The organism is Fervidibacillus halotolerans (genome assembly GCF_026547205.1).
In the GTDB taxonomy this organism is placed as follows: domain Bacteria; phylum Bacillota; class Bacilli; order Bacillales; family Caldibacillaceae; genus Fervidibacillus; species Fervidibacillus halotolerans.
The window spans coordinates 2142213-2166188 of record NZ_CP106877.1 but is presented as its reverse complement, the minus strand read 5'-3'; the positions used below and the strand labels follow the sequence as shown (position 1 = coordinate 2166188).

Below are 23976 nucleotides of genomic sequence, written 5' to 3'. Positions count from 1 at the left end.
TTTACCAGTCTTTTTTAACCACTAGTTGTCAAAAAAATCCTGGTTTGTTATAATGTTTCTGAAAAATCGAATAACCGAAAAATGTTGATTTACCAACATTTTTTGGGTTTTGATCTTACCTATGAGGGATTGAAACTCTTATCGAACTTTCTTTAAAAAATGACTGGTTTGGGTTTTGATCTTACCTATGAGGGATTGAAACACGTGCGAAACGTCGATGATTCGCGGTTTGTTTCGCGTTTTGATCTTACCTATGAGGGATTGAAACTCAAATTGTTCGTCTACGTTAATATCATCTTTCGTCGTTTTGATCTTACCTATGAGGGATTGAAACTGCATCCATTATAAAACGGATGCTCTTGTTCATATTGTTTTGATCTTACCTATGAGGGATTGAAACTAGGAGGGATTTAAAAATGGCTAAGACTCAAAAAAATGAGTTTTGATCTTACCTATGAGGGATTGAAACATGAAAAATGAGTGAAACGAAAAAAGCGAGGGGGTAGTTTTGATCTTACCTATGAGGGATTGAAACTCCCATTTCCACGTCATCAACTTCCATAACGGCTGAACGTTTTGATCTTACCTATGAGGGATTGAAACCAAAGATGAAGTACCGGTTTTCGATATTCCGGACGGGTTTTGATCTTACCTATGAGGGATTGAAACAAAAATTCTCGATCTAATTTCCATTTCGGATGAGTGTTTTGATCTTACCTATGAGGGATTGAAACAGTAGCTTGTTTCCTCTGTACTCATGTAGTGAGACCGTTTTGATCTTACCTATGAGGGATTGAAACATTAGCGCGGTTCTTCGTTTGATTATTGAGTTTTCTGTTTTGATCTTACCTATGAGGGATTGAAACTAAATAAGATGTTCTACTCGCCCGATACCCAACAGGTTTTGATCTTACCTATGAGGGATTGAAACACCCTACTGGATCGCCGTCATCAGGGCAATGATAGTGTTTTGATCTTACCTATGAGGGATTGAAACACGTTGTAAATTCTTAAAGTAGGGTTTGCGGTATTTACGTTTTGATCTTACCTATGAGGGATTGAAACTTTTTGTTGGTGGAGATATTCATAATCATGTATTTATTGTTTTGATCTTACCTATGAGGGATTGAAACTAAACCCAACTCACGATCTCCTTCAAAAGTACTCGGTCGTTTTGATCTTACCTATGAGGGATTGAAACCGGAAAAAACCGTACGTGCGGTCGTTTGTGAGGCGGGTTTTGATCTTACCTATGAGGGATTGAAAGGATCTCGGCACGATGAACCGCCCGTATTGATTTTACCTATAAGGACTGAACATTTGTAACCGATTATCAAAAAATACAGGTATGAGAGAGGACTTCTTTGTTAATTTTGGCTATAGAGTAGAGTCAAAAATACATTTCAATTGTCTTTGTGAATACAAATGAAATTTCGTAGTCCATATCTCACTTTAGGTATGGGCTTCTTTCTATTGATAGAATGGAAAAGGTTGTAGGATTTAGCTGTTTTTATAGAGAAGGAAAAAGGTATTATAGGAAGGATTTTTCAAAAGGATAGAAATGAACGGGCCAACAATTATACGAAAGTTATGAAAGGATATGCCTTTTGTATCGAAGATTTAAACGTTTGAGGAAAGGGATTTTATGATTGCACAAATAAAAACATATGGGGTAAAGGCTGCCAAGAGGAAGTTCGGTAGCTTTTACCCCAATATTTGACAAAGAACAAGAAAAAATGCATTTGAGTATGGAAATTATAATGAAAGATTCATAGGAACTATTCCGATGGTGAAAATGTTATTTAAATCATAAACAATGTTTATTGAACTGCGAAATACGGGAAAGTGTTAAACATAAATTGTTCCTGATTTAACCGTCCTCCCACTTTTGTAATGAACGAATCGAATTTTAACAATCATTTTTCGAAACGGATTGCTTCAATTTTGAACTTTTCCTAATCGTTTTTAAAATGTTAAACGGTAATGGTTTTGTTCATTTCAACGATTCCTTGTAATCATTCATGTGGTTGAGTTCGTTTTTAACTTGATACTTTAAGTTCCGGTCTAATAATATGATAAAGAAATTCCACCAAAAATCTGGCGTAAAATATAGTAATAGGAAGAAGTATGAAAGCGTAAATTGTGCCCCAAATTAAAACATCTTCAATCGGTAGTGTATCTAAACCGCCCCTTACGATCGCTTCTCCAAAAATTGCTCCAATTGTTCCACTAAACCATGTGACAAAAAATGCACATAGCAAACTGATCATCCAACGTTTTTTATTTGTTACCTCATTTTTGTCAAAGTAAACGCCTAGTATGGTGAAAGCAATAGCAAAGGGAATGATCACCGCGTAATATAACCATAGTTCACCCCAAAAAGACATGAGACCATCTGCTAAAATTTGCCCAAAAAACATAACTAACCATGCGGAAAATAAAGAAGATAAAATTCCGAAGATTAAACCTTTTAACCAAGCAAGATTTTTCAAATGAATCCCCCTCACTTTATAAAGTATTATTCAATCATTTGTAATTATCTATATTTTACCAAAAAAATGATAAATAAGGGGTTTTAAAATGCTTAAACATTTCTTCGATGAATTTCGAAGTCTTTCTAAGCAATCGTACGGGAATCGGATGAAATATTGTTATACATGAATTCAATGAATAGCTGAGGTAATTCATCGTTAATAATTTTTTAACCTCTTCACCAAAAGATTTTGGTTGAGAAAGAGAGGGATTTCTGGTTCTTATAATTATAAAGAAGTGAATGAGTTCATTACATATAGATGAGCTTGAAGGGCATATGCTTGTTGTGAAATGTAATCATATATACCCCACTGTTTCGAGGAATAGATCAAGTTTATATACACGACGAATATATTGCGAGAATAGGATTTTCCCTCAATTTTTTCGTATCAATCAAATACTGGAATACGAAATTTAGTCATGTTATATTCAACTTCTTCTCATGTTCTCGTTCTATTTCTCTCCCTTTAGTAAATGTTCATCATACTCCTGGCACGGTTGGGGTATGAGGCGGTATTTGAAGAATTTTTACTCCGTTATAATCGTTTTTGCAGTATTCGTATGCTTCAAGTTTCTTGTAGAAACCCGTAATTCACTTTCCCACTCCCTCAGTTTTATGCATGGAAAAAGAAAAATTAATAATTCTGTTTAAAAATCTGATCCCGATTTAAATCTCGCTTCTCTTCTGCCCTTTCATACTTGCTATATACTTTTTGATAAATAAATAGGATGACCAGTCCAATACAAATAAATATCCAAGTAATCATCGTTTCTGAAAGATATTTACTTCCCCAAATAAATAAACCCGATAAAATTCCACCTAATGCGTCCATTAATCCTAATATTGATAAGACGGTACCTCTAGAATGTTCAGGGACTGCATTCGCAACGATCGATGACAAAGTTGGATTGTAAATTAATTTACCAACTGCTATAAATAACATACCAATTAAAAGAAGTACTGGGTGAATAAAATAGCTTAAAAAAACATATCCAGATATAAATAACATTAATCCGAATAATAAGTTGCTTTTGTCCGAAAATTTCCTAGTCAGCTTCAGTATAATTCCAGCAGCAAATGCTGTTAATAAAGTATCTTCCAAATGCAATAGACTAATCATATTGTAACCAGTTAGATGAATATTCTCGCTAATCGGATACTTTGAAACGAATCGTACACTTAAATAGTTTGGAAGTTGTTCTTTAAGGAGAGAGAGTAATAATCCACCTAAATAGAGAAGAATAAAGAAAACGGAGAATAACCTTAAATTGGATTGAATGAACGATTTCTTTTCAGAAGTCTGTTTCTTTTGTTGTTTTCCCATTTGATCTTTCAATTTTTCATAGTAATAATCCTTAATTAAAAAATATGTACAGATTGCAGAAATGAAAGACGTTGCCCCTACAAAAAAATATAAAATGTAGGAATAATGTTCAAAAAAGAAACCGCCAAGAAGAATTCCTAATGCAAAAGCTATATTTGAGATCCACGTTAAATACGTATACATTGCCTTTCGATCGTGTCCTTCGCTGGAATCTATGAGTAGTGCGGAGTATGCAGGGTTAGCAGCTGATTGGAAAAAGTAAATAATACTAAAAGAAATTAATATAGGGAGTACAAAAAAATTTTTTATTGAATCAAAGTAACTTACGATGATAAAACCAATTCCCGTTAAAATTTCACTAATAATGATTAACTTTTTCCGACCAAAACGATCGGTGATTATCCCTCCGAAAATATACCCGATTAAACTGACCGTTCCGATAATAAATATCATAATGGTCGTTAACTCGGGTCCAATTTTAGTAGAAAAATAAACAACTGTATAAGGCATGACCATTGCTGTGTTTATCAATGCGAAAAAAGTTAACAAAAAGCGAATACGTATATTTCGATCGAACGATTGAAATGTTTTCATTCTTCACCCTACCCCTTGAATTCTAAGAAATTACTAAAATATTTTAACACAAAAAATAATATTGTTAATATTGAAAAAAACAATAAAAACCGAATATTTAAAACAAATGAAATTTATCTTATTTTATCATCGAGTAAATTCCAACATGTTTGATCCTGATTAATCGAAAATCATTGAATGATGAAAAATGATGCTTTAACGAAAGGATTCCGATATAATGAAATGGGAAGGAATAATTTTTATAAATTTGTTCTTAATAAAGAACGGCTAATTTTTATTAAAGAGGTGGATGTATTGCGAAGTATGGTGTTTGCGCTTTCGGTTACTATTGTCCTTTTTCTTTCCAGTTGTAGCAATGGCCCAACTACTTTAACGGACGAACAAATTTTATTCGTTTCCCATGGGAGCTTGCGTACGATTCCGATCGATGAGAAGGCATTGGAACCGTGGGAAGATTACTTTGCCATGATGAAAGAGGAAACAGCTGATATCGATCGTGAAGAAAACGAATCGGAACCTCCTCCCTCTGAACAGAAGGAAGAACCTGTCCAACAGCCGGATAATGATTTTGAACCAACGGAAGTCGATCTTACATTCGCAAATGGAACGTATTTTTTAGGAAGCGAATTTTTTAATCAAATTGAAACGATCGATGGGAAAGAGACGATTCAAAATCCAACGAATATTTTAGTTTTAGCAAATAAGCGTTTCTACTTACCGTCCACTTATCGACCGAGTGATCTCGTTTTACCAAATGTGCCTTTCGTTTTTCAAAATGTGGAACAGAACTATTTACGGAAAGAAGCGGCAGTTGCGTTGGAAAGGATGTTTACAGATGCGAAAAAAGAAGGGATTACATTGATTGCCCGGTCCGGATTTCGGTCGTATCAAACACAAAGTTATTTATTTAATCGGGAAGTGGAAGCGGTCGGATATGAAAAGGCATCGATGGCCGTTGCACAACCGGGAACGAGTGAACATCAAACGGGCTTGACGATGGATATAACCGCCTATAGTGTGAATCAACAGCTCGTGGAAAGTTTCGGTCAAACGGCGGAAGGAAAATGGTTAGAAAACAATGCCCATAAATACGGTTTTATTCTCCGGTATCCAAAGGGAAAGGAGTCTATTACAGGTTACCAATACGAGCCGTGGCATTTTCGTTATATCGGAGTGGAAGCGGCGACGGTTATTTTTGAAAACGGATGGACATTGGAAGAATTTTTCGATCACGTCCAATCGAAATAGTCGTTTTAACACTAATGAAATCCGATTGATTATGGGAGAAGTAAAGTATTGAACATTTGTAGCAAAGGGAAGCACAATGTAAAAAGCAAGCTCCACAATGAACGGATTTCGTCCATTGTGGAGCTATTATGTCGATCCGGTATTTGGCGTATTGGGAGACGGATCACCATATTTTCATAACTCGAGGGTATCATCACTTAACATAAAATCAGAGAATTTTTCAAGGGTATCGAATTGGAATTGCACATTCAATCCTTCAGCTAATGAAACAATGGCTTGTTCGGTGAAAGTATCATCCGCAATAGCCAAGTTGACGAAGTGTCTAATATTTTTAAAAGTTTCTTCATATTCTTTGTAATAGGCTATGAGTGCGCGCTCTTCTTCCTTTACTTTTTCAATTAATAGGGCAGATAACGCTTCGGCTTTAAGTCTTGCCTCACGAGCCAGTTCTAAATTTTCGCGAGCAGAAGTAAATACGTTATACAGTTGTCTCATACCAATGAGTGATACTGTGCCGGCAACTGCTGCCCCTATGGGACCAAATAGCATCCCTCCGGCAGCGGTCATGACAATTCCTGAAAAACAACTGACAGCATTTTTTCCTAGCTGTTCGACGTACTCTTCGGTCGTAATTTGACCTGTCAAAAATTTATAAGTGCTCTCGGTCATGTTGACGGCAGAACTGGCAAGGGCAGCTGCCACATTACCGGTCATAATTTGGGTATTTCTCCCTAAATATTTGAACCCATAGGCAATGCCGCCGATGACCCCTCCTCGGGTAGCGCTATTTAAAGCCGCTTTCCCTGTCTCTTTCACAGAAAATTCACCTTTGAAAATGCCCGTTGTCATATTTACTGCGCCACCGACAAAAGCCCCTGCTAAAGCGCCGCTTATCATCGCATTGGAGATTCCTGAAAATAATTCTTGGGCGTTAGACTTTAAGACGTACTTTTCGGGATTTTTCGCCGCTTCAAGAGCTTCTTCATATGTTGTGCCTCCGCTGGAGATTCCTCCGTATTCTAGCTGTCCTTTTAAGTTTGCCTGCGCATCTTTATACTGCTCTGTAAAAATGCCGCCTTTTTCAATGCGGGTATTCATCAATTCTTCGACTCGTTTTTCATGTTCGACGTTAACTAATCGATCCATGCCCTTGTATTTCTCATCTCTTATATAATTAGCAAGATGAGAAGCCTTTGATCCGGATTTAGCTTGAATTTCCCGTAAAACATCGCCAGTCGGATTTTTGATGAGAACATCGGCTTCATGATGGGGCATCCCTAACTGTTCCGTTGTTACAGCCCTTAATAATTCCCCTGCTTTTGCGGCATTAACGTTAAATTTCCTCGTTTCAATGATTTCAAATAAACGGCCTTGCGTGATACTATCATCACAATTCATGTATTGTTTGGCAACCTCAATTAACCGATGATTCCCTGCCACTGTTTCATTTAAGCTATTGCCTAGACGTTCCACACTTTGGCTTGCTACTTGTCCAGCAATATGATTGATGTCATTTTGATGGACACCCTTCATATTAATGCGCTCCAAACTGATAAATCTTCTGTTTTTGCTCCTTAATAAAGTCATTTAAGTTTGGAGCTAACTCACCGTCCTCAGTAAGGATGGAAGTGTTTAAAATTTCTTTCATAATAACTGCAAGCTTGTAATTTTGATAAATAATATTTTTGTCTTTTTCAGAATAATTGTTGTAATCGACTCCGTTTTTATAGATAACGTCCTTCATTTGTTTGATTTTTTCATCGAATAATTCTTTTGTACTTTCGGTCATTTTATACATTTCAATCGTTGTTCTTTCAATTTGCTTCATGACATTGATTGCAGAATTTATTTTCTGTATTTCTGCTTCAATTTCAGCTTTCTTTTTATACATTTCTTCAAGTTTCTTTTCTGTCGTTGATGAAAAAATTAAACTGCCAATGGCAAGCGCTGGAGCTAACGCAATCCCACCGAGAACCATTGTCCCCCCGGCAACGCCTAATCCGCCGGCGCTTAATGCTCCGCCGCCTAAAAAGGCTAATGTTGCATTTTTAGCGGCTATACCACTTAAAGAAGCAATTGCTGTTCCTGTCGAGGCGGATGCAAAAGCTGTTGTTGCCCCTATAGCTCCCATTGCTGCTAATCCCCCACCAGCTATTGAGGTGGCACCAGCTGCAAAAACATGATTGGCTTTCACAACTTGTTTTTCAATATCCACAATGAATTCTTCTAAATCCGTTTTTGCGACGAATTCTTGTGTTACTGCTTCGTCCTTAAAATGAACATTTTTAATTTGTTTAAACGTATCCACAAAATTTTTCATAGAATGATCCAATATTTCTAGCTTTAATAAGCCGTATTTTTCAAAAGTGTTATTTGTTGCTTTTCGAGCTTTTTCTAATCGACTATGGGCGACCCCATATTTTGATTCTAATTTCTCTGCAATGGCTTTTGTTTCTTTAATATTTTGATAGGAATCATAACCTTTCTTGCCAGCGATCGCTGCTGATGCTGCTGTTGCTCCCGCTACGATTAATGGAATTAAAGGCAATGGCATAATAATCCCCTCTTTCTTTTTCTCTTTTGTAAAAATTGTACATTTAAACTAATAATTGTAAAATATCAAAAAAGAACTATATTTTCAAGAAGCATTTTACGACATTTTTCCTATCATTCGAAAAGACTTTCTGCACAAAGAGTCGCACAAATTAGCAAAACTTTATGATTGCGTGGTCATCGAAGACCTCAACATGAAGGGGATGTCGCAAGCCCTCCATTTCGGTCAAAGCGTTCATGACAACGGCTGGGGCATGTTCACCTCTTTCCTTCAGTACAAATTGGAAGAACAGGGGAAGAAACTGGTCAAAATCGACAAATGGTTCCCCTCATCCAAAACGTGTTCGTGTTGCGGTCAAGTCAAGGAGTGGCTATCTCTTTCTGAGCGTACCTTTCGCTGTGAATGTGGATTCGAAAGCGACAGGGACGTCAATGCGGCAATCAATATCAAACATGAGGGCATGAAACGATTAGCGATAACCTAACTTGTCCTCGAACCGTGGGGCACACGGAGATCGATCGGCCAACTTCCAATCATGAGATGGGAATACCCGAGAAGCCCCCACCTATAAGCCAAGCGTAGATGGTGGGAGTATTTTACACCCTTATTTTCGTGAGTGAAATGCCATTCATCTACAAAGTTATTGCGCTCAATCGAACACGATCGCCTGCCACCAACATGTAACGAAAAACGAATTTTGAATCGCAAACAATGATTGGATGAATTTTATGCATATTTCAGGAAAACATTGAAAAACGTAGATGTTTATGGGAAAATGACTGGGGGATTGGCCCCCTTTTTATTTGTCTTCATCAATTTTAGAAAATGCTTTTTGGGATGTATGCATGTTGACTAACGGGATAAAGGAGCGAGGATCAACATTGGAAAAATTAAAGACGTTAACGGTTCTATGGGATTTTGACGGTACGTTATTTAATACATACCCGATGTATACGGAAATTTTTCAAAAATTTATTTCAGAAAATCTTTCCGATGAAGAAGTTTTAAAGGTGTTGAAAGTGTCTTATTTTCATGCAGTGAACGTATTCGGTCTTTCAACGGACACTGTGGAAAAAATGCGCCAGATGGAAAAGGAGTGGCCAGCAAGTAAAATCCAACCGTTTCCAAGTGTTGAAAAGGTATTAAAAAGCGTCGGGAAAAATGTCATTATGACCCATAAAATTCGACGGGAAGCAGAACGAATCATCGATTATCACGGTTGGACGAATTATTTTTCAGCAATTGTAACAGGTGATGATGGATTCCCGCGAAAACCGAATCCAGCTTCCTATGAATATTTGCATCGGAAGCATCATGTCGATTTAGTAATCGGCGATCGATTGCTCGATATCCTCCCTGGACAGGCAATCGGAGCGAAGACATGTCTTTTTCAAAATCGGGAAGAGGGCGCAGATTTTTACATTGATCATTATGATGAGTTTTTTGAAAAAGTAGCGAAGAAAATGGTCGAATAATATTTATTGGCTGAGGGAATATATCCTCAGTCTTTTTTATGCGTTAATAAAGGGAATCGGAGCGGGATGATATCTGGGTTATTTTGGATGACTTTGAATGAATTTGGCAAATGAATCTAACTGTATTGTCTGTTTTTGACGGATTTTTGAAAAATAATGACCGTTTTTTTGTTAAAATTGATTGAAAATGAATGGATTTGATAAAAAATGATTGACTTTGAAGGGGAGTCGTCGTAAACTAAAATTTGAAGGAAGCGTTTTCTTACCTTGAATTTTTATTTGTTAAAGGTGGAATAACATTGTTAACCGTTGAAAGGCACAAATTAATTATTGAAAAATTAAAGGAAAAACAGGTCGTTACAATTCAAGAACTTGTAAAACTGACGAATACGTCGGAATCGACTATACGTAGGGATTTGGCCTTTTTGGAAAAGGAAAAGTATTTAAAACGGGTCCATGGTGGTGCTGAACGGCTTCAAGGAAAATTGGCAGAGCCGGATGTTGCGGAAAAGTCGACCAAATTCATTCAAGAAAAAAGAATTATTGCAAAACACGCGGCAAGTCTTATCGAAAAGGGTGACTGTATTTTTTTAGATGCAGGAACGACGATCCATCAAATGATCGATTTTTTAACAAAGGATCAAAACATCGTCGTCGTGACGAACGGTTTGCATCATATTGACAAGCTTCTAAAGAAAGGCATCCGTTCCTATGTTGTTGGTGGATTTATGAAGCCGACGACTGGTGCAGTCATTGGAAATGGAGCACTACTTAGTATGAATCAATATCGGTTCGATAAATGTTTCCTTGGCGTAAATGGAATCCATAGTGAATTTGGCTACACGACACCGGATCCAGAGGAAGCTGCGGTGAAACAACGGGCTATTCAGTTAGCGAGGGACACATACGTCCTTGCTGATCATTCGAAATTCAATGAAATTTCCTTCGCGAAAATAGCGGATATATCGGCAGCGACGATTATTACGGATCAACTACAAATCGAACAGCAGGATCTCTTTTTACAAAAAACAAACATCGAGGTTGTGGAACAATGATTTATACAGTAACGATGAATCCATCCATAGACTACATTGTCGAGGTGGAGGATTTTCAGACAGGAATATTGAATCGGGCAAAACGAACGGAAGTATATCCCGGTGGAAAGGGCATCAATGTATCCCGGGTGTTGAATCGTCTTTCTGTACCGTCAACCGCCTTCGGATTTATTGGCGGGTTTACCGGTCAGTACATTGAAACGATTTTACAAGAAGAAGGGGTACAAACCGATTTTGTCGTAACAGAAGGGTTAACGAGAATTAACATTAAGTTAAAAAGCGATGAAGAAACAGAAATTAATGGACAAGGTATGGAAATCTGTGAAAAAGACATCGATTCTTTTTTTCAAAAAATTGGACAACTTCAAAGGGGGGATGTGCTTGTTTTAGCTGGGAGTGCACCTCGTAATTGGTCAGAGGATTTGTACAAAAAGGTTGGCGAATTGGCCGATGAACGGGGAGTGAACTTGGTTGTTGATGTCTCAGGCCCTCCCCTCGCGCAACTTCTTTCTTACAAACCGTTTTTTATGAAGCCGAATCATCATGAATTAGGTGAACTGTTTCAAAGGGAAATTACGAATATGGAAGAAGCCATTACTTGTGGTAAGCAAGTAATTGAAAAAGGAGTCGAACATCTCGTCGTATCGATGGCAGAACAAGGGGCACTTTATTTCAATAAAGATGGCGTTTGGAAAGCAACGGTACCAAAGGGGAAAGTGAAAAATTCCGTAGGTGCAGGAGACTCTTTGGTAGCTGGATTTATCGGAACATTTGTGAAGACGAATGATGTGTTAGAAGCATTTCGATTTGGTGTTGCATCGGGAAGTGCAACTGCCTTTTCGAAAGATCTATGTAGTCGGGACTCAATTGAAGCATTACTCCCAAAAGTTCAAATCGGGAAATTATAGAAATAGGGGTTCCTGTCCCCTGGAAATACTTTAGATAATCAACCTGCCCATTTAATCTTTATGATCGCTGCAACAGAAGGAGCGAATCAAACCCATTTAGAAGCTTTGGCCCGATTATCTAAATTGCTAATGAAGGAAGAAATTCGTTCCCGTTTGTTATCGGCAAAAACGGAAGAGGAAATTTTGTCCATTATTGATCAATATGATTCAGACGAAAAGGAAACGCATACGACAGAAAAAAATTCGACGAATAAAGGCCCATATATCGTTGCCGTAACAGCTTGTCCAACGGGTATTGCCCATACGTATATGGCAGCGGATGCATTGACGGAAAAAGGAAAGGAAAAAAATATTTCGATCAAAGTTGAAACGAATGGTTCCGATGGGAAGAAAAATGTATTAACGAAAGAAGATATCGAACGGGCTACTGCCGTAATTGTCGCTGCGGATACGAAAGTGGAGATGGATCGTTTTAAAGGGAAACATGTCATCGAGGTTCCCGTTTCCGATGCGATTCGTAAACCGGAAGAACTATTGGAAAAAGCGGTGAAACAAGAAGCACCTGTTTACCAAGGGGAAGGTACGGAAAAAGAAGAAACCCAATTCGGACCGACGAAAGGTATTTATAAACATTTAATGAACGGTGTTTCCAACATGCTTCCTTTTGTTGTAGGGGGCGGAATTTTGATTGCGATTTCCTTTATGTTTGGAATTCACTCTGCTGATCCGAACGATCCTTCCTACAACGAGTTTGCTGCAGCGTTAAGCACCATTGGTGGTGGAAACGCCTTTATGTTAATGGTGCCAATTTTGGCAGGATTCATTGCTATGAGTATCGCTGATCGTCCAGGACTGGCTCCCGGTATGGTTGGTGGGTTGATGGCTGCACAAGGTGGAGCGGGATTTTTAGGCGGTTTAATTGCTGGATTTTTAGCAGGATATTTAGTTGTAGGTTTGAAAAAACTGTTTAGTGGTTTGCCGCAAAGTTTAGAAGGAATTAAACCTGTATTAATCTATCCGTTTTTTGGAATCGCGATTACCGGTTTGATCATGCATTTTATTTTGATCGATCCAGTGAAAAGTTTTAATCTCTTTTTGATCGACTGGTTAGATGGATTAGGTACGGGAAATCTCGTTTTGTTAGGTTTGCTTTTAGGTGGAATGATGGCGGTTGATATGGGCGGCCCGATTAATAAGGCTGCATACACATTCGGAATTGCCATGATTGAAGCAGGACAATTCATGCCCCATGCAGCCATTATGGCAGGTGGAATGGTACCTCCTTTAGGAATTGCGATTGCGACCGTCCTCTTTAAAAATCGGTTTACGAAAAATGAACGGGATGCTGGTATTTCGAATTTCATCATGGGTGCTTCCTTTATTACGGAAGGTGCCATCCCCTTCGCAGCAGCCGATCCGTTACGGGTCATTCCGTCAATTATTATCGGTTCGGCAACAGCGGGAGCGTTGAGTATGTTCTTTGGTATCGGCTTAATGGCCCCCCACGGTGGAGTTTTCGTTATCCCGTTTGTGGAAGGAAATACGTGGCTATATGCATTGGCAATTTTAATCGGCTCTTTCGTCACCGCAATATTGCTCGGCATTTTAAAACGACCAATTAAAAACGAAAAATAGGATTCAAACGAATTGAATAAAATCAAAATGTATGTGTGAAAAATTTTTAGGATCATACGGGAATCAAGTGTATCGACAGTATATCGATCGCTAGATTTCCGTTTTCTTTTTTTAAGCTACAAGTGGTGAAAGAAGGGTAGCTAGAAGATACGAGCTTAGCCCGAATCTTGTGCAAAGAGGGGTAAGGCATATGAAGAAGGAAAACTAGGACAAGAAATGGTATCCTCTTCCTCTTCAGCTGAAATCAAACGGCTGGCGGAAGAAAACGAGCAGCTCAAGAAGCGATTAGGGGAAAAAGATTTAGAAATCGCGATTTTGCGTGATTTGATAAAAAAGAAGAACCCTCACTTACTGAAAAATTGGAAGTAGCCGAGCAGTGGATCAAGAAAGGATATCCGATTACAAAAGTATTGAAGATTGTAGAAATCAATCGCTCAACCTACTATTATCAGCAGATTGGAAAAGTCGAGGAGAAAACAGTAGGTGGGGGACGTCCAACACCTGGCTACACTCTAACGGCAACTGGCGAAAAAGTGTCAGACGAACAAATCTAAGAAAGGCTCTCTGAGCTTGTGATGTAAGGAGGATTTTCCTACGGATATCGCAAGCTGACCATTCAGTTAAGAAGAGACCATCAGCTTGTGATCAGTAACAAAAAGGTTTATCGATTGTGTAAAGCGATGGATTTACTACGTCCGCAGCGAGAGAAACGGATTCAATATCCAAAGAAACTCGCTCGGAATCGTATCATTACCGGTTCGAATCAATTATGGGAAATGGATGTGAAATATGGATATATCGAAGGAGAAGAACGCTTTTTCTTTGTTTTATCGCTCATCGATGTGTATGACCGTTCGGTAATTGATTACCATATTGGGTTGAGTTGTTCAGGAAGCGATGCCGTAAAGACGCTTCAAAGAGCGTTATTGAAGCGTCAGCAATTTGAACAGGCAAATAAACCTGTGATTTGGACAGACAACTGCCCGCAATTTATTTCTCATGCCTTTGAAGCCGCCTGTGAGAGATTTGGAATCGAACATGAACGGATTCCACCACGGACGCCGAATATGAATGCGCATATTGAAGCGTTTCATCGTTTACTGGAGGAGGAATGTTTAGGAAGAATGGCGTTTGATAGCTATAAAGAAGCTTATCAAGCTGTGATGGAGTACAAGAAATTTTATAACGAGCGAAGGATTCATTCGAGTATTCTCGATCTTCCACCGCATGAATTTTACAAAAAAGCGCAAACGGAATCGTTAATCATCAAAGAAGTTCGCGTATAAGGCAAGAGGATTTTGTCTTCTTGCCAAGAAAAAATGAGAAATTTTGAGAATAACCTAAAATAAGATAAGATGTGTCCAAATTTAGGGGGTCAATCCGCTTTCCTTGAAACGGGAATTATTTGGTATTATATGTAATTGAGTGTTTTGCAAAATTTGATTTTCTACAAAAAAAGCGTTTAAAAAATGCTGATTATAATCAGATGTTTTATTACAATAATTTTGATAAAGTTTAGAAAGGGATCAATCCACAAATTTGAGCATACTTACAGAATTTATGAATTTTTATTATTTTTAAATAGCAATTTGCTTTCTACTTTGCTTGTTCATTGCTAGTGCTGAAGCTATTAACACAATTGCATTTAAATAGATATGGGTTTTTACTTTTTCAATTCCTCTTATGTGTAAAGAATTTGCGGTTAAATAACTTTTCATTCTTGAATTACAGCGTTCTACACTCGTTCGTTCATTATATAGTTCTTTCCAACGCTTTGTATCACGATGAGGAATCGAATATCTTCGTAAATCTTTAAGAGTGTTTACTTTTACAACCATCCCATAGTTGGAAGAAGAACATGCAGTCATGCCCAAAGGGCAATCAACTTTTCCAGTAGCATGGGGACACCTAAACTTAAGTTGATTCTTTTCGGATCCCCAATAAGTCATATGATATCCCATAGAACAACGTGGGGTTCCATTTGAAGCGATTCCTGCTGGAGGTTCTTTTTCATTACGCAAATTCAATGGGATAATTGCTTGTGCCCCAATGTTCTTGGCGGATTCGTAATTTTTCAGTTGGTCATAGCCTGCATCCATAATCAAATATTCGATTTTCGTTTTTACACATTGGTTGACTTGCTCAATTAATTGTGGGGCAACATCTCCGTCATTCATATGAGCGGGGGTTACTTCAATTGCCATCGGCAATTCGCTTTTGGTATCAACTGAAAGGTGCATCTTATAACCAAACCAAGTAATTTTATTGCCAAATGAATCAAACTTAGCACCCCAATTTGCATTGCCTGTATGCTCACATCTTTTCTTAGGTCGTTTCTTTTCATAAGCATCGATGGCAGCACTATCAATGGCTTGATGGCTTCCATCGATTATTCCTTCATCTTGAGCAATTGAGACGAGATCATGAAAAATCTGTTTTGCCAGACCTTTTCGAGTTAGATCTGAAAACACCCGACTTAGCGTAGAAATAGACGGTGCAGGACGACTAATATCTAATCCACATTGGTATCGAAAGCGCACATCATTTTTTAAACGATTGTGAAGTTCAGTGAAGGTATCAATTTTTTCTAATGGGGCGGCGATAAGAGCCCTTAATATCCCCTCTCTACAATAGCCTTCAGCCCCTTGGGGTGAAGAACTTTTCAATTGTTTAGCATAAGGACGCAAATCTAGAGCACTAAAAAAGATCGGTAATTTCTCTTTTGACTCTAAAATTTGCAATTCTTCAAAGGAAAATAGACTTTCTTGTAGAATATACAAAGTGACTTCCTCCTTATGAATTTTGTTTTTGGGTCACTTCAAAATTCTATAAATAAGGGGTGAAGTCCTTTTTTATTTCGTTAAAAACCTTGTAACTCTTGGGTTAAAAAATCTGCAAAATGCTCATTATAAGAAAAGAGGCAATTAGTTGCAAAAAATCAGTCAGAAAACGGTCAATCGGCACCTATCTGCCTTTCAACATTCCCTCAGCCCTTCACAGCTTCGGTATTTTAAACGGGATCGGATCGTCTGTAACTCTAATCAAGTTTTCACAAATTCACAGGAATTCTGTGGAAATTAGGGGGTTAAAAAAATTGCCTGGTAGATTTTAACACAAGAACAAAGAAGGTTATTTGTAGAAATATGTGATCGGAACAATGGGGATTGTTTAAACAAGGGCACGACAAATAGCCTTGTCTATATGCATTTTTTAAAATACCTTTGGAAATAAGTAAATACGTTAACAATATTCATCTCAGATTATATACCGTCCAAAAAAAGATAGATGGAAAACAAAAACTAGGTAAGATAATTTTTTACTAGATTAAAATCCATATATTGGTACCCAAAATGGCTCTGTTTTTGTGATATAATTCACAAAATGTTCAATCCCTCGTATCTCTTTTTCGTTGATTCATGGTATAGTTGTTTTCGGTAACATTGCATTGTCTATCCGTTTTTTCCTCAAAAAACAAATCAATTCTAAATCATGCTCATTTGGAAAATGAACTGAAGGAAAGTCCATTTTTTAAAAAATATTTTATTTAATGTACTCCGTTTTAAAAAAAACGCCCAACTTTTTTAGTGTAACCTCACACAATGATTCATTTAAGCCCAAGAAAAAATGAATGATTTTTATCTTTAGAATTCGTTCGGATACTCGGATGAATTTTAACAATATTAAGAATATTATCTTTCCATGGAACTGATTTATCAATGTTAATGTTACTTTCTTCACAAAAATGATAGAGGTGATGAATTTGAAAAAAAATCGTTGGTTAATTGCTTTATCAGCTGTTGCCATCCACTTGTCTATAGGTTCTGTTTATGCTTATAGTGTGTTCAAAAATCCATTGGCTGAAATGTTCGGGTGGAATAGTAAGGAAGTGACCCTTTCCTTTACGATTGCTATTTTTTTCTTAGGTATGTCCGCAGCCACAATGGGAAAATTTGTGGAAAAATGGGGACCACGGAAATCTGCGACGATTGCTGCAATCTTTTTTTCGATTGGTACGGCGGGTACAGGTCTAGCCGTTGAGCTCGGTTCTTTACCGATGTATTACTTAACCTATGGTGTTCTTGGTGGAATTGGTCTAGGCATTGGGTATATTTCCCCCGTTTCCACGTTAGTCAAATGGTTTCCTGATAAAAGGGGATTGGCGACAGGAATGGCGGTGATGGGGTTTGGCGCAGGTGCGATTATTACAAGTCCTGTAGCTACGAAGTTAATGGAAACAGTAGGGCTATCTTCTACCTTTTACATTCTAGGGATCGCTTTCCTTTTGTTAATGTTATCCGGTGCATCGTATATCGTTCGGCCACCTGAAGGATATATGCCGAAAAATATGGGGAAAACGAACATCGTTAAGAAGAAAAAAGATGATTTAGCCCAGTTAACATTAGGTGAAGCTGCGAAAACGGTTCGCTTTTGGTTACTTTGGTTTATGATGTTTATTAATATTTCTGCAGGAATCATGTTAATTTCCGTCGCATCTCCAATTGCCCAAGATAAAGTCGGTATGACGGTTGCTGCAGCTGCCACGGTCGTTGCGGTTATGGGCTTTTTTAACGGTTTGGGACGAATTCTTTGGTCCAGTTTTTCCGATTATATCGGTCGTGAACATATGTTCCTAGTCTTTTTTACCGTTCAAATGATCCTATTTATTATAATGCCGAATATATCGAATCCAGTCGTTTTCCAAATCTTCCTTTATGTAATTGTGTCGATGTATGGTGGAGGTTTTTCCTGTTTACCAGCCTTTATCGGTGATTTATTTGGAACGAAACAGCTTGGGGCGATTCACGGTTGTATTTTGACAGCTTGGTCTTGTGCAGGAATTTTTGGACCGATGATTGTTGCGTCGATATTGGATGCGACTTCTAGTTATAATATGACGTTTTATGTGTTTGCAGTGTTACTCTTTCTCGCTTTATTCGCATCGATGGTTATGAAGTTAAATGTAAAGCAAATTCGAGCAATTAATAAAGAAAAAGTCTCTTCCATTGCTTAATATGAAGAAGAATATTGGAAAGACCAATATAGTAGTACGAGTTTGTTATATACAAATCGTGCTACTATTTTTTTTCCTGTCTACATTGGGCCGAGGTTCCGGTTCTTTTGGTTCAATCCGGACCCACACCCATTAAAGTGGGTCAAAGGAACCGGACCCAAAATCGAATGTTCGTTCGTAAATTACTGGAGCTTTTAAATTCTTTTTGTTAAAATGGGAATAAATGAATGATGAACGGAGAATGTTCGACGGTGGGAAAAGGTTTTTTCATCTTTTCCTTTCATCGTCATTTTTCATATTTTACATAGAAAGTATGAGGTCGATGTGGATGGAAAAGAAATTTGAACTCGTTTCCAAATTTGATCCCCATGGAGATCAACCGAAGGCGATCCGAAAACTTGTCGAAGGTATAAAAAAGGGAAAAAAACACCAAACCCTGCTCGGAGCAACAGGTACGGGAAAAACGTTCACCATTTCCAACGTTATTAAGGAAGTAAATAAACCGACCCTCGTCATCGCCCACAATAAAACATTAGCTGGGCAATTGTATAGTGAGTTTAAGGAGTTTTTCCCAAACAATGCGGTCGAATATTTCGTCAGTTATTATGACTATTATCAACCGGAAGCGTATGTACCACAGACGGATACGTATATTGAAAAGGATGCAAGCATTAATGATGAAATTGATAAATTGCGTCATTCTGCGACTTCCGCTTTGTTTGAACGTAGAGATGTGATTATCGTTGCCAGTGTATCGTGTATTTACGGATTAGGTTCACCTGATGAATATCGGGAATTGGTCGTTTCTCTTCGCACTGGCATGGAAATCGATCGAAATGCATTGTTACGAAAGCTAGTTGATATCCAATATAATCGGAATGATATTGACTTTCAGCGGGGAACGTTCCGAGTACGCGGTGATGTGGTGGAAATCTTCCCTGCTTCTCGCGATGAACATTGTATCCGTGTCGAGTTTTTTGGGGATGAAATCGATCGAATTCGGGAAGTGGATGCATTGACCGGTGAAATTATCGGTGATCGGGAACACGTTGCCATTTTCCCCGCATCCCACTATGTCACTAGGGAAGACAAAATGAAAATTGCGATTAAAAATATTGAAAAGGAATTGGAAGAACGCCTAAAAGAACTACGGGAACAAAATAAATTGTTAGAAGCGCAACGATTGGAACAGCGGACGAGATACGATTTGGAAATGATGCGGGAAATGGGCTTTTGCTCGGGGATAGAAAATTATTCTAGACACTTGACGCTACGGGAACCAGGTGCGACGCCATACACATTATTAGATTATTTTCCCGATGATTTTCTCATCATTGTCGATGAATCCCACGTGACCTTACCGCAAATTCGCGGCATGTATAACGGGGACCGTTCGAGAAAACAAGTATTGGTCGATCACGGTTTTCGCTTACCTTCTGCCTTAGATAATCGCCCGCTTACCTTTGAGGAATTTGAAAAACATATCCATCAAATTATTTACGTTTCAGCGACACCGGGTCCTTATGAATTGGAACATTGTCCGGAAATGGTGGAACAAATTATTCGACCAACGGGTTTACTCGATCCGATTATCGATGTCCGCCCGATCAAAGGTCAAATCGATGACTTAATTGGAGAAATTCAAGAACGGATCAAACGGGATGAACGGGTACTCGTTACGACTTTGACGAAAAAGATGGCAGAGGATTTAACCGACTATTTAAAAGATGTCGGCATAAAAGTTCAATATTTACATTCTGAAGTAAAAACATTGGAACGAATTGAAATTATCCGTGATCTGCGTCTCGGGAAATACGATGTAATCGTCGGAATTAATTTGTTAAGGGAAGGATTAGATATTCCCGAAGTTTCCCTCGTTGCCATTCTAGATGCCGACAAAGAAGGTTTTCTCCGTTCGGAACGTTCTTTAATTCAAACGATCGGTCGAGCGGCTAGGAATGCAAACGGAATGGTCATTATGTATGCGGATAAAATTACCGATTCGATGAAAGTGGCCATTGAAGAGACGAAAAGACGTCGTTCTATCCAAGAACAATTTAACAAAGAACACGGGATTACACCGAAAACGATCCAAAAAGAAATTCGCGATGTCATTCGGGCAACTCATGCGGCGGAGGAAGAAGAGGAATATACCGTTTCCGATCAATATGGAAAATTATCGAAGAAGGAACGGGAAAAACTAATCGTCAAACTCGAGAAAGAAATGAAGGAAGCTGCACGGGTACTTGATTTCGAACGAGCTGCTCAGTTAAGGGATTTGGTCATGGAATTAAAAGCTGAAGATTGACCGTTGATTGTTACAAGGATCTATATTCCGATTTTTGAGAAGGATAATGGATTTAACTTTTAATATCAATGATTATCGTTGACCAAAATGAATTTATAAGGAAAAGGTCATTTTCTAAATGGATGCGACATGAATGAATGAAGTTTTGTCCCGTTTTTGTGATAAAAAATCATCCATAAAGATTCAACGTCTAAAAAACACCGCACGTCTAAATCTTGCGACGAAGAGCATTTCAAGGATCTGTTGTCTGCTTTATTATCGTTGATTTTTAATGGCTTTGAAAAAACGGAACAGTTGTCTTTTCCATCAACGGATTCCGATTTATAAAAAATGTAAATCCCTTTGTAAGGTGATAGCAGAAAGGTGAAGGTAAAATATGAAAGATAAAATTATTGTAAGGGGCGCACGAACACATAATTTGAAAGATATTAACGTGGAAATCCCCCGGGATCAACTGGTTGTTCTCACCGGTTTATCTGGATCTGGAAAATCATCCCTCGCCTTTGACACAATTTATGCCGAGGGACAAAGGCGATATGTGGAATCGTTAAGTGCCTATGCTCGTCAATTCCTTGGACAAATGGATAAGCCAGATGTCGACTCGATTGAGGGACTGTCCCCCGCCATCTCCATCGATCAAAAAACGACGAGCAGAAACCCTCGCTCTACTGTCGGAACGGTAACGGAAATTTACGATTATTTACGGTTGCTATATGCACGAATTGGTCGACCGATTTGTCCGAATCACGGGATTGAAATCACCTCTCAAACGATTGAACAAATGGTTGACCGGATCCTTGAATATCCTGAGCGGACGAGAATACAAATTTTAGCACCGATCGTATCCGGACGAAAGGGAAGCCATGTAAAAGTGTTAGAAGATATAAAGAAGCAAGGATTCGTTCGCATACGAATTGACGGGGAAATGCGGGAGATTAGTGAAGAAATCCAACTGGATAAAAATAAAAAACATTCCATCGACGTGGTGGTCGATCGGATTATTATTAAGGAAGGAATCATTGCCCGGTTAACCGATTCGTTGGAAACAGCATTGAAACTCGGAGGCGGACGGGTGCTCATCGACGTCATCGGCGAAGAAGAGTTGCTATTTTCCGAACTCCACGCCTGTCCCCACTGTGGTTTTTCCATTGGGGAATTGGAACCGCGCATGTTTTCGTTCAACAGTCCCTTTGGCGCATGCCCAACCTGTGACGGTCTAGGGATGAAATTGGAAGTTGATTTAGATCTTGTTATCCCAAATAAAAATTTATCGCTAAACGAAAATGCCATTGCCCCGTGGGAGCCGATTAGTTCCAAATATTACCCCCAACTTTTAAAAAGTGTGTGTGATCATTATGGAATCGATATGGACACACCGGTCAAGGATCTTCCAGAACATCAATTGGAAAAAATATTGTACGGTTCCAATGGAGAAACAATTCATTTCCATTATGAAAGCGATACGGGCATGGTGCGGGATGCCTATATTGAATTTGAAGGAGTCATTCGAAATATTGAAAGGCGTTTCCGGGAATCTAGTTCCGATTATGTAAAGGAACAAATGGAAAAATATATGACTCAACATGCTTGTCCGGCTTGTAAAGGATATAGGTTGAAAAAGGAAGCTCTAGCGGTAAAAGTAGGTGGACTCCATATTGGAGAAGTGACCGATTTATCCGTAAAAGAAGCATTAGTCTTTTTCGAAAACTTGGAGTTAACGGAAAAGGAAAGGAATATCGCCCGTTTAATTTTACGGGAAATACAAGAACGGCTCGGATTTCTCGTAAACGTAGGACTCGATTATTTAACTTTGAGTCGATCAGCTGGGACATTATCCGGTGGGGAAGCCCAACGGATTCGATTGGCGACCCAAATCGGTTCCCAATTAACGGGTGTTTTATATATTTTAGATGAACCATCGATTGGTCTCCATCAAAGGGATAATGATAAATTGTTAGCCACATTAAAACATATGCGGGATATTGGGAATACGTTAATTGTTGTCGAACACGATGAAGATACGATGTTAGCAGCTGATTACTTAATTGATGTCGGTCCGAAAGCAGGTGTCCATGGCGGTGAAATTGTTGCGTCAGGGACCCCGGAAGAAGTCATGAAAAATGAACAGTCGATTACTGGCCAATATTTATCCGGGAAAAAATTCATTCCAGTTCCTCACAAGCGGAGAAAGGGGAACGATCATTTTTTAGAAATTGTTGGTGCGAAGGAAAATAACTTAAAAAATATTAAAGTGAAATTTCCATTAGGAACCTTTATCGCGGTTACCGGTGTATCCGGATCAGGAAAAAGTACGTTAGTGAACGAAATTTTGTATAAAGCTTTGTCGCAACGTTTACACCGGGCAAAAATAAAGCCGGGAGCTCATAAAGAAATAAAGGGCATTGAATATTTAGAAAAAGTGATCGATATTAATCAATCACCGATCGGTCGAACCCCCCGCTCGAATCCGGCCACTTACACCGGTGTCTTCGATGATATTCGGGATGTATATGCTTCAACGAATGAGGCGAAGGTGCGCGGATATAAAAAGGGACGGTTCAGTTTCAACGTAAAAGGTGGACGTTGTGAAGCGTGCCGTGGTGATGGGATTATAAAAATTGAAATGCATTTTTTACCGGATGTATATGTTCCATGTGAAGTATGCCACGGAAAACGATACAATCGGGAAACGTTGGAAGTGAAATACAAAGGGAAAAATATATCGGAAGTGTTAGATATGACCGTTGAGGATGCATTGGCATTTTTTTCGAACATCCCGAAAATTAAACGGAAATTACAAACCCTCTATGATGTTGGCCTTGGCTATATGAAATTAGGTCAACCGGCAACGACTTTATCCGGTGGGGAAGCACAACGGGTTAAATTAGCATCCGAACTGCATCGTCGATCGAATGGTCGTACGTTATATATTTTGGATGAACCGACGACAGGTCTTCACGTCGATGATATTTATCGACTTTTAGATGTATTGCAACGGTTAGTGGAAAACGGGGATACGGTCGTTGTCATCGAACATAACTTGGATGTGATAAAAACAGCGGATTACATTATCGATCTCGGTCCTGAAGGTGGCGATCGGGGAGGAACGGTCATTGCAAAAGGTACCCCTGAACAAATTGCGGAAAAGGAACATTCCTACACTGGGCAATACTTAAAGAAAATATTGAAGCGGGATAAAGAACGAATGAAACAATTGGTACAGGAAATATCGGCGACGTAAAGAATAAAAGAGCCGTGTAGAACGGTAAGATCTGCGGAAAAAACGAAGCATTATAAACATAAATGGGTGTTTTTTATTTAAAGGGGCGTC

14 protein-coding genes, 1 pseudogene and 1 CRISPR repeat array are annotated in these 23976 nt (G+C 38.6%); of the genes and pseudogenes, 10 read left to right on the top strand and 5 right to left on the bottom strand.

What is annotated here, in order from left to right; genetic code table 11:
• Nucleotides 1-106 precede the first annotated feature (106 nt).
• Nucleotides 107-1267: a CRISPR direct-repeat array (repeat unit 30 nt; unit sequence GTTTTGATCTTACCTATGAGGGATTGAAAC).
• A 772-nt stretch (nt 1268-2039) separates the two neighbouring features.
• Nucleotides 2040-2492, bottom strand: a complete 453-nt coding sequence (locus OE105_RS10350; RefSeq protein WP_275420103.1) for a hypothetical protein — start codon at nt 2490-2492, stop codon at nt 2040-2042.
• 675 nt (nt 2493-3167) lie between these two features.
• Entirely contained in the window at nt 3168-4451 is a 1284-nt protein-coding gene (locus OE105_RS10345; RefSeq protein ID WP_275420102.1) for an MFS transporter, read from the bottom strand.
• Between the two features lie 177 nt (nt 4452-4628).
• Here OE105_RS10345 and OE105_RS10340 point away from each other — a divergent pair, with 177 nt between their 5' ends.
• Nucleotides 4629-5699: a M15 family metallopeptidase gene (locus OE105_RS10340; protein ID WP_275420101.1), complete on the top strand. Its 1071-nt coding sequence runs from the start codon at nt 4629-4631 to the stop codon at nt 5697-5699.
• Nucleotides 5700-5873: 174 nt separating this feature from the next.
• Here the strand turns inward: OE105_RS10340 and OE105_RS10335 are convergent, their stop codons facing one another.
• Together OE105_RS10335 and OE105_RS10330 are read right to left on the bottom strand one after the other, a co-directional pair.
• Complete coding sequence (locus tag OE105_RS10335; protein WP_275420100.1) at nt 5874-7232, bottom strand: hypothetical protein; 1359 nt, start codon at nt 7230-7232, stop codon at nt 5874-5876.
• A gap of 1 nt (nt 7233) precedes the next feature.
• A complete protein-coding gene (locus OE105_RS10330; RefSeq protein WP_275420099.1) occupies nt 7234-8253 on the bottom strand; it encodes a hypothetical protein in 1020 nt (339 codons plus the stop codon).
• A gap of 118 nt (nt 8254-8371) precedes the next feature.
• Here OE105_RS10330 and OE105_RS10325 point away from each other — a divergent pair.
• From OE105_RS10325 to OE105_RS10300, 6 genes and pseudogenes are all read left to right on the top strand, one after another.
• Nucleotides 8372-8737 (top strand): annotated as a pseudogene (locus OE105_RS10325) (RNA-guided endonuclease InsQ/TnpB family protein); the annotation flags it as partial.
• Between the two features lie 397 nt (nt 8738-9134).
• The gene (locus tag OE105_RS10320; RefSeq protein ID WP_275420098.1) at nt 9135-9728 is read left to right on the top strand and encodes an HAD-IA family hydrolase; all 594 of its coding nucleotides are present in this window, start codon (nt 9135-9137) and stop codon (nt 9726-9728) included.
• A gap of 299 nt (nt 9729-10027) precedes the next feature.
• Nucleotides 10028-10783 carry a DeoR/GlpR family DNA-binding transcription regulator gene (locus OE105_RS10315; RefSeq protein WP_275420097.1) on the top strand — a complete coding sequence of 252 codons (756 nt, stop codon included), beginning with the start codon at nt 10028-10030 and terminating at the stop codon, nt 10781-10783.
• Nucleotides 10780-11691 carry a 1-phosphofructokinase gene (gene pfkB / locus OE105_RS10310; protein WP_275420096.1) on the top strand — a complete coding sequence of 304 codons (912 nt, stop codon included), beginning with the start codon at nt 10780-10782 and terminating at the stop codon, nt 11689-11691. The genes OE105_RS10315 and pfkB overlap by 4 nt, the downstream gene beginning before the upstream one ends.
• A 60-nt stretch (nt 11692-11751) precedes the next feature.
• Nucleotides 11752-13326: a PTS fructose transporter subunit IIABC gene (locus tag OE105_RS10305; RefSeq protein WP_420842523.1), complete on the top strand. Its 1575-nt coding sequence runs from the start codon at nt 11752-11754 to the stop codon at nt 13324-13326.
• Between the two features lie 641 nt (nt 13327-13967).
• Nucleotides 13968-14612, top strand: a complete 645-nt coding sequence (locus OE105_RS10300) for a DDE-type integrase/transposase/recombinase (RefSeq protein WP_275420095.1) — start codon at nt 13968-13970, stop codon at nt 14610-14612.
• A 291-nt stretch (nt 14613-14903) separates the two neighbouring features.
• Here the strand turns inward: OE105_RS10300 and OE105_RS10295 are convergent, their stop codons facing one another.
• Entirely contained in the window at nt 14904-16106 is a 1203-nt protein-coding gene (locus OE105_RS10295; protein WP_275419523.1) for a transposase, read from the bottom strand.
• Between the two features lie 974 nt (nt 16107-17080).
• On the opposite strand from OE105_RS10295, the gene OE105_RS10290 reads away from it, so the two are divergent.
• The 3 genes from OE105_RS10290 to uvrA all read left to right on the top strand — a co-directional run bounded on the left by OE105_RS10290 (nt 17081) and on the right by uvrA (nt 23886).
• Nucleotides 17081-18337, top strand: a complete 1257-nt coding sequence (locus tag OE105_RS10290; protein ID WP_275420094.1) for an L-lactate MFS transporter — start codon at nt 17081-17083, stop codon at nt 18335-18337.
• Nucleotides 18338-18665: 328 nt separating this feature from the next.
• Nucleotides 18666-20645: an excinuclease ABC subunit UvrB gene (gene uvrB / locus OE105_RS10285; protein WP_275420093.1), complete on the top strand. Its 1980-nt coding sequence runs from the start codon at nt 18666-18668 to the stop codon at nt 20643-20645.
• Between the two features lie 376 nt (nt 20646-21021).
• Nucleotides 21022-23886, top strand: a complete 2865-nt coding sequence (gene uvrA, locus OE105_RS10280; RefSeq protein WP_275420092.1) for an excinuclease ABC subunit UvrA — start codon at nt 21022-21024, stop codon at nt 23884-23886.
• Nucleotides 23887-23976: the final 90 nt, after the last annotated feature.